Here is a 12,737-nt window from a genome sequence, read left to right as displayed (position 1 = left end):
GGCGGCTATGTGCTGAAGGAGGCGGCTGGCAAACCGGAAGCCATCATCATTGCAACGGGCGGTGAGGTTGCCATCGCGATGGATGCGCAGAGCGCGCTTGAGCAGAAAGGCGTTCATGTTCGTGTTGTGTCGCTGCCGTCGACCTTTGTGTTTGATCAGCAGGATGAAGAATACCGCAACGCTGTTTTGCCGCCGAAACTCCCATGCGTTTCTGTGGAAGCGGGGGTGACGGATTACTGGCGCAAATACGTCGGTCGTGACGGGGCTTGCGTCGGCATCGATACTTTCGGCGAATCCGCCCCCTCCGAGGATCTTTTTGAGTACTTCAAAATGACACCTGCCAGTGTTTGTGCGGCTGTGATGACTGCAACCAAAAACGCGAAGTCATGATCTGAATACGCCGCCTTTTACCGATCCGTTCCGGGCCCTGTGCCCGCTTGTCGAAGGGTGGGCTTCCGTCGGAGCTGGTACAGCCTCCCGTGCCGGCGGGAATTCTCTCCAGGCAGGGTCCGGAATGGCGCGCGTAAAAGGTGGGATGGTAGGCCCAGTCGGGAGCGAGAAGGGTTACCGGGAGGAAAGGAAAGACAGATGGAAATGTCTGCAGACCCAAATACGGAGTTAGTTCTGGAGATGCGGAATATCTCCAAGACTTTTGGTTCGATCAAGGCACTTAACAACGTTTCGCTCACCGTGAAACGCGGCGAGATTCATGCGTTGATGGGAGAAAACGGCGCCGGCAAGTCGACTTTGATGAAAATTCTCTCTGGTGCGCTGGTGCCGGATCCCGGCGGGGAGGTGCTTATCCATGGCAAGCCGCTCGCAAAAGGTAACCCGCGTATTTCGAAAGAGGCCGGGATTGCCGTTATCTATCAGGAACTGTCCCTGGCGCCGAATCTGACTGTGAACCAGAATATCTATCTGGGAACAGAGAATGCGAAATTCGGGTTTATCTCGCAGCATGATACTGAGCAGAAAACAGCTGCAATTCTGAAGAGACTGGGGCTTGGTTTTTCTCCGCGCACCATGGTGTCGGATCTTTCCATCGGTGAACGGCAGATGGTGGAAATCGCCAGGGCATTATCTTTTACTCCTGGCATCATCATTATGGATGAACCAACGACGTCGCTCACCGAACGGGAAAGCGAGCGGCTGTTTGATGTCATTGCCGAGCTCAAAAGCCAGGGCATTGCCATCATCTATATCAGCCACCGCATGGAGGAAGTCTACCGGCTTGCCGACCGGGTTTCCGTCCTGAGGGATGCCCAGCAAATCGGAACGATCCAGAGAGACGAGCTTTCACCGGACCGACTTATTTCGATGATGGTTGGCCGCGATCTTTCTACCTTTTACAAGAAGACACGCCATCCGGACTCGCCGACCGGTAAACCCGTTCTGGCGGTCAGCAATATCGGTGACGGGACGCATGTCTTCGGTTGCTCGTTTGATGTGCATGCCGGCGAGGTTGTCGGCCTTTCCGGTCTCGTCGGTGCTGGTCGTACCGAACTCGCCCGCCTCATCTTCGGTGCAGATCACCAAAGTCAGGGCGAGATCCGGATCAATGGCGAGAAAGCCAGCATTGCAAGTCCGCAAGACGCAATTACGGCCGGCATTGCATATCTGACAGAGGACCGGAAACGTCTTGGCCTCTTTCTCGATATGTCGATCGGGCAGAATTTGAACCTGTCGGTGATGAAGCAGGATGCCTACCCCGGAGGCTTCAGAAACTTCAAGAAGGCTGCTGTGCGTTCTCGCCGTGCGTTCAAAGCATTCAACATTCGTGCCAGCGGTCCGGGTGTGCGGGTGGGGGATTTGTCTGGCGGCAACCAGCAGAAGGTACTGCTTGCCCGGCTGATTGAAGCCAATCCCAAGGTCGTGATCCTGGATGAGCCGACACGTGGCGTCGACGTCGGTGCCAAAACTGAAATCTACCGGTTGATTGACGAACTCGCACAGAGTGGCGTCGCGATCTTGATGATTTCCAGCGAACTGGCTGAAATCGTGGGCGTTTCAGATCGTGTCCTGGTGATGTGCAATGGCAAGATCGCCGGCGAAGTGCTGCCGGGCCCCGATGGAGAGATCATCCAGGAAGAAATCATGTCTTTCTCAACAGGCAAGACCGAAACGGCCATGGCCTGAGTGCTCGTTCTGGGAGGAACAAACTTATGAGCAATATCACCAATAACGCTCAAGCGCCCCAATCCAAAATTGATTTGCAAGCGAGAATCCAGTCGACAATGCGGACCCTCGGCATGCTGCCGGTTCTTGTGTTGTTGTGCATCGGCTTCCAGCTTCTCAGCGGACGCTTCATCTCAACCAGCAATCTTTCGATCGTGATGCAGCAGGCCTCGATCAATACGGTTCTGGCCGCCGGGATGACGTTCGTGATCCTGACTGGCGGCATCGACCTTTCCGTCGGTTCCGCACTGGCCATGGCTGCGATGCTGTCATTGATCGTGTCTATGGTTCCGGATTTCGGCATGCTGGGCATTGTAGCCGGTTTGGGCTGCGGTCTTGCATGCGGTCTTTTCAACGGGGGACTGATATCGACACTCAAGCTGCCGCCATTCATTGTGACACTCGGCACTCTGACCGCATTTCGCGGAATGGCACGGCTCATCGGTAACGACAAGACCGTTTTCAATGCCGATCTGCCGTTCGCTGCTATTGGTAACCAGAGCCTGTTCGGCATCCCCTGGCTCGTCCTGATTGCCCTCGCCGTCATTGTCGTTTCCTGGATAATTCTCTCAAGAACCGTCCTGGGAACATGGATCTATGCCGTTGGCGGCAATGAGGAAGCCGCAAGGCTGACGGGGATCAAGACGTGGAAAGTGCTGCTGTTCGTATACGGCGCTTCGGGACTTCTGGCCGGGCTCGGCGGAGTGATGTCCGGTGCACGCCTTTATGCAGCCAACGGACTTCAGCTCGGACAGGCCTATGAGCTTGATGCGATCGCGGCCGTTATTCTCGGGGGTACCAGCTTTGTTGGCGGGATCGGCTCTATCTGGGGCACGCTTGTGGGCGCCCTGATTATCGCGGTTTTGTCGAACGGGCTCATCCTCGTCGGTGTTTCGGACATCTGGCAGTACATCATAAAGGGCTTGGTGATTATCGGTGCCGTCGCGCTCGATCGCTATCGGGCGAGTTGAGAATTCAGCCTGTTTGGCGGGCTGAAATGAGAGCACATCCGTGCTCGTTAATGAGGAGAAAGAAATGAAACTGAAATCAGGTTTGGTAGTGGGAGCGATCATTTCAGGTCTGGCGGCGGGAACCGCTATGGCTGGGGATGCCAAAACTGTCGACAAGGTGGGTATTTCCGTCGGTACACTCGGAAACCCCTTCTATGTCGCAACGGCGGAGGGCATAACCAGCGCCGCAAACGAGCTCAACCCGGACGTCGATATTACGGCTGTTTCGGCCGACTACGACCTCAATAAACAACTGTCGCAGATTGACAGCTTCATCGGCGCCGGCATGCAGATCATGATGATCGTGCCAGTCGATCCGCAGGCCAGTGTACCGTCGGTCCAGAAGGCCAAGGATGCGGGTTTGGTGGTCGGTGCGTTTGACGCGATTGCTCCCAACGCCGACATCAATGTTTCAACGAACAATGTCCGGGCTGGTGAAATCGCTTGCCAGTATATGGCGGACCGGCTGAATGGCAAAGGCGATGTGGTCATTGTCAACGCCATTCAGGTTTCTGCGGTGGTCGACCGTGTCAACGGCTGCAAGAGTGTTCTCGATAAGTATGAGGACATCAATATAGTTGCCGATCAGGCGTCCGAAGGATCGCGCGATACAGGCATGAAAGTGATGCAGAGCCTGCTGACCCGTTTCCCCCATATCGACGGGGTTTTCGCGTTGAATGATCCGGCAGCTATCGGGGCAGATCTCGCCGCGAAACAATTGAACCGGTCGGAGTTCTTCATCGTTTCGGTTGACGGCGCGCCGGATGTGCAGAATATGCTGAAAACCGGAAACACGCTGATTGCGGCAACCGCGGCTCAGGACCCGTATGCGATGGCAGCAATGGCCTTTGAGCTTGCCAATGACGTTTATCAGGGCAAGTCTCTGACTGAGACAAATGTTCTGATGGATCCGATGCTGGTGACCGCTGACAATGTCGACGATTATGTCGGCTGGGAAGACGAGCGGTAAACCATTCCCAACCACGAAATTAGCCATCGCGCCAACGAACGGCGCGATGGTCGTCGACTTCATGTCGCATATCATGTTGCAACTATTTCGGAGAAATCAGCTCGGCCTCACTATATGGTGCAAACAAATAAGCGTTTGTTGTTGTGGAATTTGATCAAAACTTTATTGAAAATGTTCAATACCGACAAAATCTGCTAAGCAGATTTTAGAAGAATCTCAACCTAAAGAAGGCAGAATAGTACCTCTATGGGGAATTCCGCGACTGGTCCGCAAGCAATTGAACTGAGCAACAGCGCGGCGATTTTTTCGTTGATCGCAACCGGCGCTGCAACCTCCCGATCCGCGCTGCTTGAAGCGTCAGGAATAGCCCGCGCAACTCTATCGTCACGGCTTGCGCCCCTTTTGCTGGCGGGAATTGTCGCAGAAACCGAAAAGACAACGCCGAGTGGCGGGCGTCCGTCGCGGGTGTTGGAAGTCGACAGCAGGGCCGGGTATGTTCTGGTCGCGAACTTCGGTGAAACTTTCGTACGCATCGCCACGATGGATCTGCAGGCGAATCTCATCAGTCAGGATACGATTGCCTTCACCACTCAAAATAGCCCGGTCGCCACGATGGAAATGCTGTGCGATGCATTCTCGGCGCTCATCGAGAAAGGTGGTCTTGCCGGGCGTTTTCTGGCGGGCATCGGGCTTTCATTGCCCGCTCCAATCGACATCCGGACCCACAGTGTTGTTCGGCCTTCGGTTTTACCGGATTGGGCAGGATTTGATATATCCAGTTGGCTCTCGGCCCGCTATGAGGCACCGGTTCACGTCGAAAAAGACGTAAACCTGATGGCAATCTATGAGCACAAGCGTAATTTTTCTGATGTTGATGACATGTTCTTCGTCAAGGCAGGGACCGGTATCGGCAGCGGCATCATAACCGGCGGGCGACTTTTCCGGGGTGCCCAGGGCGGTGCTGGAGATATCGGCCATATTCAGTTCTCATCCGATCATGCCCCGCTTTGCCGATGCGGAAAGCTGGGCTGTGTTGAAGCACGTGCTGCAGGTTGGGCGCTCGCCAGAGACCTTAGAGCCGCCGGTTACCAGGCCGAAAACGCGCGCGATGTTGTTCATCTCGTCGATCAGAACAAACCCGAGGCAATCATGTCGGTGCGCAAAGCTGGTCAGGTGATCGGCGAGGCGACGGCCGACGTTGTAAGCTTGCTTAACCCCAGCCTTATCGTCATAGGAGGCACGCTGGCGCAGACAGGCGATTTTCTGCTCGCTGGCGTAAGGGAACTGGTCTATCAGCGCTGTCTGCCGCTGGCCACGCACAATCTCCAGATTATCTTTGGAGAGACAGAAGTCGACACCGCCCTAGGCGGTGCCGCACTGATGGTACTTGATGAAGCATTTGGCAAGGATTCCGCTCGCGATTTCCTCCAGCGCTTTGCTGAGAGCCGGGCGGATAGTTAGCAATAGCACTGATCCAGCCGCCGCCTCATTCATTCGCCGCTTCCTGCTCCATGTCCGCCCAACTGGGTTCCGTCCGCCGCCGTAAACCCAGTTTGACACCGGCGCGCGAACAGCCTGATCCTCGATCGCATCGTCGGTAAAATCACTGAAAAGCGGCCAGCGCAGTCCCGCCGCGACCGCTCGCTTCAGATTATCCTGAACGGTGCTGCACGCCACGCCGAGCATCAGTTCAATCTCACCGGTGCTCGTCCCGTCTCCGGGACAACCCGATTGCAGCAGGTAGAAGATTGCATCCATCACGGTGCGAACTGACGTCTTGTGCCGTCGGCCCCGCCGCGGCTGATACGGCATGAAGGGCTCGATCATGCTCCATTCCCGGCCTGTCAGGTCACTTGCGTAGCGTGAGGCGGCTTCTGTCATGGTGACGACGGGTGAAGGGCGGCGGCCATTCGGTCTCTCCGTATTTGTCGCAAAATACACAGAATCCGATTACCGCCCTTCACTCAACCCCAAGCCAGCACCGCCATTCTTGGACAGACAGTCAGGAACTTGTTGCTTGGTGGCTAGCGGTGTCAACGGACTTGCGCGTGCTCATGGCACAGGCGTGATTCCGAGTTGCGCGGCGTATGAGCGGAGTTCCTGCGAATTCGGGTTTGCAGCAAGTGCTTCGCGCACGACCGGGGGCAGGGCGTCTGGACCGTTCAATGCCGCCGTGAGACGAATGATCATGCTCCATGCGTCCAGTCGCTGCGGATCAAGCGAGACGGCCTGCCGGAAGGCGGTGAGGGCCCCGGCATAGTCGCGATCAGTTAGCGCGGTACCCGCGAAAACGATTTGCGTCTCGGGGAAATCGGCCTTGTATGCCTGTGATGCCCGCCATTCGGCCATCAGCGCATCAAGGTCATGTTTCGACTGTTCTGTCAGATCATCGGTGGGAAGTCCGAAAAACTGTCGCAGGGCGGCGAAGCGGACTGTTCTTGGTTGGGCAGTGAGGAGCGGCTCCAGTGAGCGTGTGGCATCGGCGGACGGGGCGGCCTGCTGGATGCCGGCGGCATGGGCGCGTAAAAGCGGGCTGTCATGGGTTAGCAGTGCAGCGGTGTCACGGGCAGCCTGTGCATCTTGACTCGGCCGCAGCAGGGCAAGTGCTGTTGCGCGGACGATGTCGGCGGTCTCTTCGTCATTGGCGATTTCGACGAGGCGCTCTTTCGATTGCGCGGGGTCGGACAGGGTCATGGCGAAAGTCGCGCCGTAATGCACGCCGCGGCTGTTCGGGTCCGGGTACCACTCGGCAATCGCCGTTGCGGCCCAGGATGCGGTTCTCGTCCGTATGACAGGCCGAGCAGGCATCGGGAGCGCCTGTGATCCCGGAAAGGTCGGGGCGAGGGATGCGAAAACTGTGATCGGCGCGCCAGTCATTGCCCATATAAACCTGTTCGAGCATATGACAATTCTTGCATTCGGCCCCGGCAGTATCGGGTTCGTGGTGGTGGTGGTCCGGCGTGTCGTATTCCTTCAGAACAAGCGTCGGAAACTCGACATTGCCTGCGGGCGAATGACACTGGGCGCAGAGCGCGTTGCCCTCGGCAATCAGCCTCGTCGTGTGTGGATCGTGGCAATCGAGACAGCCGACGCCCTGTTCGTACATCTTCGACTGCAGGAACGAGCCATAAACATAGACTTCACCACGGATCTGTCCGTCGGGATAATACAGCCCCGGGGTAAGCGGTGTCAGTCGATAGGCGTCGTGATACGGCGTTCCAGGCAGCGGGTTGCCATCGCCATAGGCCTCGCGGCGGGAGTGGCAGCCGGCACATTGCTGGATCCAGCGCTCGGTCCCCGCTTCGGTTTCCATGGTCAGGCCGTAACCGGGATCGGTTGCGGCCTCTTCCTTCGAATGGGTCTCCATCCAGCTGGCATGGGCGGAGCCGGGGCCGTGGCAGGCCTCGCAGCCCACGCCAATTTCTGCTTCTGTGGAGTGGTAGGCGCCGGCTACAGCATCGAAACGCTTTTCGAAACCCGTGGCATGGCACTCGGCGCAGCGCGCGTTCCAGTTTTTGTAGGGGCCGGTCCAGTGCATGCCGTCATCCGGCGGCAGTGGCGGGTCGGGGTAAAGGTGAAACCATTCCTTCTTTTCCGTGTCCCAGACCACGTCGAAGCTTTGCAGCCGTCCAGGCTCGGTCTCGAACAGATATTGCTGGAGCGGCTCGATGCCGACCACGGAATGCACGTCTCGCAGAGTTGTGGAACCATCCGACTCGGTGACGAGCGCATGATAGCCTTCGCTATCGTGGGAGAAATCGACGGACATGCCTACGCCTTCGAATGAAGAGCCGTCGAAATCGGCGCGAACATTTTCAGGGTCTGCCGCCGTCCAGGCGCGCTCGTGATCGGAGCCGCGCCAGGATCGATATTCGTAATCGTGACAGTCGGAGCAAGCTTGAGAGCCTATATAGCTGGGTGTTTCCTGCCCGAAAGACGGGGCAGGGCAAAACAGCACAAGGCAAAGGGCAAGAAATTTCTTCACGGACAGATCTCTGGGATCATCAGGCCCACCAGAAAAAAAGTCGCCGCGGCATTCGCGCCGCGGCGCAGGTGGGTTACCTCGTTGCAGGCGGAAAAATCTCCGCCCAGTCATTCTTCATGCTGATGACGGTCCAGTCGTCGGCATTGGCCTCATCCAGCAATGATTGCGAAAAAGTGCCGAAATGGGTATCCGGCAGGCCGCCGCCCGGCCCATAGGCATATTCACGGGTCGCATCGTCGTGGTGCACCAGCATCATTAGCGTGGCGGCGGTGCCTGCCGCAGTCCATTCCAGCATTTCGCGATCACCGTCGGAATTGCCGAAGGCGGCAACCGGCTGCTTGCCGATTGCGGAAATGATGCCGACGGGCTTGCCGCCCTTGTCGTCATCAAAGGCCAACTCCGGCAGCCGTGTCAGCTGCGGTTTGCCGTCAACGATCTCGAACTTGGTTTTGATTGCGGAGCCGACAACCTGCTCGGACGGGATGCCGTACACCTCTTCGGTGATGACGCGCATGAACTCGATGCCGCCGCCGGAAACGATGTAGGTTTTGAAATCATTGGCGCGCATATAATCGAGCAGCTCCAGCATCGGCTGGTAGGCCAGCTCGGTATAGGGCCTGTCGAAACGGGGGTGCTTGGCGGTCTTGAACCAATCGGCGACGATTGTCTCGAACGCCTCTGTGCTCATGCCGGCATGTGTCGCCATGATAAGCTGGGCAATGCCCTTTTCTCCCGACTGGGCAAGCGTCTTCATGTTGCCGTCGAGCGCGGATTTGAACGGCTCGGTGGTTTTCCATTCGGGATGATCGGGCGCGAGAGCCTTGAGGCGGTCCAGCGCGAAAGCAAGCTGTGTATACATCGGGTGTTCGGTCCACAGCGTACCATCATTGTCGAAAACGACAATGCGTGCGGATAGCGGAACGAATTTGGGGTCGTTATCGTCCGTGGCGGTCGCCACGAAATCGAGTATGGCTTGCTTAGTGTCGCCGGCGTTCCATGAAGGCAATGGATCGGCCATCTGGGCGTGTGCAAGCGTGAACATGACAAGGCCCATTGCCGGGGCTATCACCGCCGCTTTGAACGTTCTGTGCATCATGCTCATTGTCTCTCCCCTTTTGTCTCACGCATCATTGGCGTGCACCGCACTTGCGTCAACAAACCCGCTCGGCCTGGCCTGGAGGATGCGGCATTGAGCCGCTCCTTCCGTTTTTATCAGGTGCAGTTCCGCCTATGTTGGCTTTGCGGAGCTGCATTTTGTCTTTGACTTGAAGCAATTCCGGACGGAAGGCTGAGCCCTCTTTTCCCGGAATTGCTTCTAATCGGGTTCCTCAGTCCTTCGTCATTCCGGAATTCTTGACCTGGTCTATCACTGCATCGAGATTGTAGGCTGCCGGATGCTGAAGCGGCGGGAACGTCTTGTAGCTTTCCAGCTCCTTAAGCCACAGCGCCTGGCCGATCGGCAGCATGTTCCAGTCATAGGCATAGGCCGTGGCGGGAGCGCCGAGTGCGCCGCCGACTCCGTTGAACGTCTTGCTGAACGTGCCGATCGACTGTTCGAAGGGGTCGCGCTTGATGTTGACCACCTGGGTCCAGCTGTAGGTTTCCACACCATTGAACGTTTTGGTCGGATCCTGATCGACCATGGCGAAATACATCTTCCAGTTCTTGTAGCGAACCGCCGAAGCCGTCTTGCCCGAATAGTAGAAGAAAGTATCGCGTTTCGGTTCGCCGGTACCTGTCAGCGAGCCGACCTGATTGACACCGTCAATCGTGGTCTTGACGATACCGGGATACTTTCCGGCCTCAATCTCGTTTTTCAGGTCGTCGCCCTTGGGGCCACCGGCGATTTCAACGAGCGTCGGCACCCAGTCCAGCGCAGCGAAGATGTCGTTGTTGACCGTGCCCGGCTCGATGTGACCTGGCCAGCGCACGACCAGCGGAACGCGCATGCCGCCTTCCCATGTGGTCAGCTTGCCGCCGGCAAACGGGGTGACGCCGCCATCGGGGAAGGTGATGGTTTCTGCGCCATTGTCTGTGGTGAACACGACGATCGTGTTGTCCAGTTCGCCCATGTCTTCAAGCTTCTGCAGAACGACGCCGATATTGTCGTCGACCTGCTTCATTGCGGCTTCGTTCACGCCCCAGTCCTTGCCACCCCTGGTGCCGAGCATGGCTGCATATTTATCGGAAAGAACGGTTGTGACGTGCATGCGGGCAGGATTGTACCAGGCGAAGAACGGCTTGCCGGTCTTCTCCGGGTCATTGCGGTCGAGGAAGTCGACGACCTTGGCGGAGATCTCTTCATCGATGGTCTTGGAGCGCTCAAGCGTGAGCGGGCCTTCATCCTTGCAGCTCTGGTTGGCCTCTGTGCCGTCCGAAGATGCGCAGGCGATCACCGGACGCGGGGGCGTCATGCACAGCCCTTCGGAAGGATCGATCGCGCCAGGCGGATCGGAGAGCCCGGGAACAGGTGTATTTGTGCACGGCGGTGCGACGGCCTGTTCGGTCGGGCTGGAGTTGATGTCGGGGAAGCTGACACCTTGCATTGCATCAAGATGGTAGAGATAACCCCAGAATTCTTCGAAACCATGGGCAGTTGGCAAGGATTCGGCGGTGTCGCCCAAGTGGTTTTTGCCGAATTCACCGGTGGTGTATCCCAGGTCGCGCAGGAAAACTGCAAGCGAAGGCGTCCCCTTGCGCAGGTAGGATTCGGAGCCGGGGATTTCCGGCAACAGCATGCCGGCGCGCACTGGATTCATGCCGGTGAAGAAGGCAGTACGGCCCGCGGTGCAGCTCTGCTCGGCGTAATAGTCGGTGAACATCGCGCCTTCATGGCCAATCCGGTCGATATTCGGCGTTTCGCCAACCATCAGGCCGCGGTGATAGATACCCGGCTGCATATAGCCGACGTCATCGGCCATGATGAACAGTATGTTGGGCTGTGCGCCGTTTGAGGCACTGCTAGTGCTCTCCTGCGCCATACTACTGACACTCGTCAGTGCCGTTGCGCAAAAAGCAGCAGCCAGAACGGCCCCTGCTTTGACCGCGCCGTTTAACCTGGGCATTTCAAACATGAAAATCCTCCGTTTCGGCGGGGTCGGCACACCGGATCGCCACCGAAAATTGCGTCCTCAAATAATGGTTCTTAGTCTAGACCGGGGGCATGATCCGATTGCGGTGCGATCCCTGAAGCGGAAACGCGTCCATTTCCGCCGTCTCTGTTTCCTGCGAACAATACGCCCGTCAAAGTTGACATTCTCGGAGGCTACTTCCATACATCTCCAAGCTGAGCGCAGGCCGCTACACGCCCGGCTTTCGAATGGCCGTCCTCGTCAGTTATGTCCGTTTTGCGTGTCCGTCAGTGCTTCGCTTGTATAACGCGAAATGTAATTTGAAACTTTTCATTTCGCGTCACTTTTGGGGGTCGTGGTGTTTAAAAAGAAAAGCTCGGTTGCGCTCGCCCGGTTCCGCGGAATTGGGTCGCTCCCGGACTTGGTTGAAGAATATAACGGTGAGCGCGGGCTGGCGAGGATGTTTCACTCTGTTGGTCTGCCGCTGGTAGTGCTTCAGAAACCGGATACGCCGATCCCTGTGTCGCTGATGAGCGAGCTTTTTGATGTCGGCGCGAGGTTGCTGGGAGATCGCACGGTTGGCCTGATTGCCGGTGAGCGTACGACACATGCCGGGTGGGGGCGCTGGACCGACTACGGCTCCCAGGCCCGCAACCTGGAGGACGGATTGCGGCGCCTTCATGCCACCACATGGGCTCACATGTCTGATTTCCAGATGGGGCTGGAGCCGGTCGGTCGTGGATGGGTGTGGAGGGTGATACCACCGGTCAGGCTGGACAGAGTGACGCAGTACACCGACCACCTCATCATTCCAATGCTGACCTTCGCCCGGATCTACCTGGGGCGCGATTGGCGGCCGGGCTGGATCGAGGTCAACTACCCGCGTGACAGCGCGGTTCATATCATCGAGTCCTATTTGGGGGTAGCGCTGCGTTGCGGGGGGCGTGGTATTGCCTTGCCACTCTCATCAGAAGATCTCGTCCGGCAACGGCCTGGTTCATACCCGGGAGTCGCTGAAGCCCTGCCTCTGCGGGAAGTGACTTCGGATGTCGTTCTGGTGGGGGCACCCGAACCGGCGCGGTCCTTTTCTGCCGTTGTTTCGCTCCGTCTTCTCGAAGGCAAGAGCGATATAGACGGGGCGGCCCGGATGGCAGGGCTCAGCGTTCAGGGGTTGCAGCGGCGCCTGCGATCGACGGGATATACCTATAAGGATATTCTTGAGGTTGCCCGCCGCACACGTGCTGTCATGCTGCTCACGCAGACGAGTGTCTCAATTGCAGAAATCGCCTTTTCCCTGGGGTATGATGAACAGGCAAATTTCACGCGGGCATTCAATCGCTGGCTGGGCTGTTCTCCTTCGACCTTCAGGGTGCAGTACGGGATCGATTCCTTTGTTCTTCCCGAGGCGGGAGCGAATTGAGCGGCGACCGCCGATATCCGGTACAAAGGGCGTTCGGGTCGCTCGCACGGGGCGGGCCGTCTGCGATCATGCATGGCCGTGATATTGCTCATCAGGAGCGAATGAC

11 protein-coding genes are annotated in these 12,737 nt (G+C 57.5%); 6 read left to right on the top strand and 5 right to left on the bottom strand.

Annotated elements, in window-relative coordinates; translation table 11 throughout:
- The first annotated feature begins 9 nt into the window (after nt 1-9).
- From AC0L7L_RS09580 to AC0L7L_RS09560, 5 genes are all read left to right on the top strand, one after another.
- Complete coding sequence (locus tag AC0L7L_RS09580) at nt 10-390, top strand: transketolase-like TK C-terminal-containing protein (protein ID WP_473513594.1); 381 nt, start codon at nt 10-12, stop codon at nt 388-390.
- Between the two features lie 198 nt (nt 391-588).
- A complete protein-coding gene (locus AC0L7L_RS09575) occupies nt 589-2,136 on the top strand; it encodes a sugar ABC transporter ATP-binding protein (protein ID WP_473513592.1) in 1,548 nt (515 codons plus the stop codon).
- A 98-nt stretch (nt 2,137-2,234) separates the two neighbouring features.
- Nucleotides 2,235-3,146, top strand: a complete 912-nt coding sequence (locus AC0L7L_RS09570) for an ABC transporter permease subunit (RefSeq protein ID WP_473513590.1) — start codon at nt 2,235-2,237, stop codon at nt 3,144-3,146.
- 64 nt (nt 3,147-3,210) lie between these two features.
- Complete coding sequence (locus tag AC0L7L_RS09565; protein ID WP_473513586.1) at nt 3,211-4,155, top strand: ABC transporter substrate-binding protein; 945 nt, start codon at nt 3,211-3,213, stop codon at nt 4,153-4,155.
- Nucleotides 4,156-4,401: 246 nt separating this feature from the next.
- Complete coding sequence (locus AC0L7L_RS09560; protein ID WP_473513584.1) at nt 4,402-5,616, top strand: ROK family protein; 1,215 nt, start codon at nt 4,402-4,404, stop codon at nt 5,614-5,616.
- On the opposite strand, the gene AC0L7L_RS09555 is transcribed toward AC0L7L_RS09560, so the two are convergent.
- The 5 genes from AC0L7L_RS09555 to AC0L7L_RS09535 all read right to left on the bottom strand — a co-directional run bounded on the left by AC0L7L_RS09555 (nt 5,518) and on the right by AC0L7L_RS09535 (nt 11,121).
- Nucleotides 5,518-6,036, bottom strand: a complete 519-nt coding sequence (locus AC0L7L_RS09555; protein ID WP_272211651.1) for a transposase — start codon at nt 6,034-6,036, stop codon at nt 5,518-5,520. The two genes, AC0L7L_RS09560 and AC0L7L_RS09555, sit on opposite strands and share 99 nt — an antisense overlap.
- 171 nt (nt 6,037-6,207) lie before the next feature.
- Entirely contained in the window at nt 6,208-6,849 is a 642-nt protein-coding gene (locus tag AC0L7L_RS09550; RefSeq protein ID WP_473513582.1) for a hypothetical protein, read from the bottom strand.
- Nucleotides 6,794-8,140 (bottom strand): cytochrome c3 family protein, encoded by a 1,347-nt coding sequence (locus AC0L7L_RS09545; RefSeq protein ID WP_473513580.1) that lies wholly within the window; start codon nt 8,138-8,140, stop codon nt 6,794-6,796. The genes AC0L7L_RS09550 and AC0L7L_RS09545 overlap by 56 nt, the downstream gene beginning before the upstream one ends.
- A gap of 73 nt (nt 8,141-8,213) precedes the next feature.
- Entirely contained in the window at nt 8,214-9,242 is a 1,029-nt protein-coding gene (locus AC0L7L_RS09540; RefSeq protein ID WP_272211649.1) for an HAD family hydrolase, read from the bottom strand.
- Between the two features lie 226 nt (nt 9,243-9,468).
- Nucleotides 9,469-11,121 (bottom strand): arylsulfatase, encoded by a 1,653-nt coding sequence (locus AC0L7L_RS09535; protein WP_473513855.1) that lies wholly within the window; start codon nt 11,119-11,121, stop codon nt 9,469-9,471.
- A gap of 448 nt (nt 11,122-11,569) precedes the next feature.
- Between AC0L7L_RS09535 and AC0L7L_RS09530 the strand changes: the two genes are divergently transcribed.
- On the top strand, nt 11,570-12,631 hold the full coding sequence (locus tag AC0L7L_RS09530; RefSeq protein ID WP_473513578.1) for a helix-turn-helix domain-containing protein: 1,062 nt from the start codon (nt 11,570-11,572) through the stop codon (nt 12,629-12,631).
- The last annotated feature ends 106 nt before the right edge of the window (nt 12,632-12,737 follow it).

The organism is Martelella sp. K41-7, assembly GCF_055808365.1.
This window is presented reverse-complemented; position numbering and strand designations above follow the sequence as displayed.

Coding starts and splice junctions, on each gene's coding strand:
- AC0L7L_RS09575 (WP_473513592.1), top strand. CDS start 589: ATGGAAATGTCTGCAGACCCAAATACGGAGTTAGTTCTGGAGATGCGG.
- AC0L7L_RS09570 (WP_473513590.1), top strand. CDS start 2,235: ATGCGGACCCTCGGCATGCTGCCGGTTCTTGTGTTGTTGTGCATCGGC.
- AC0L7L_RS09565 (WP_473513586.1), top strand. CDS start 3,211: ATGAAACTGAAATCAGGTTTGGTAGTGGGAGCGATCATTTCAGGTCTG.
- AC0L7L_RS09560 (WP_473513584.1), top strand. CDS start 4,402: ATGGGGAATTCCGCGACTGGTCCGCAAGCAATTGAACTGAGCAACAGC.
- AC0L7L_RS09555 (WP_272211651.1), bottom strand. CDS start 6,036: ATGACAGAAGCCGCCTCACGCTACGCAAGTGACCTGACAGGCCGGGAA.
- AC0L7L_RS09550 (WP_473513582.1), bottom strand. CDS start 6,849: ATGACCCTGTCCGACCCCGCGCAATCGAAAGAGCGCCTCGTCGAAATC.
- AC0L7L_RS09540 (WP_272211649.1), bottom strand. CDS start 9,242: ATGAGCATGATGCACAGAACGTTCAAAGCGGCGGTGATAGCCCCGGCA.
- AC0L7L_RS09535 (WP_473513855.1), bottom strand. CDS start 11,121: ATGGCGCAGGAGAGCACTAGCAGTGCCTCAAACGGCGCACAGCCCAAC.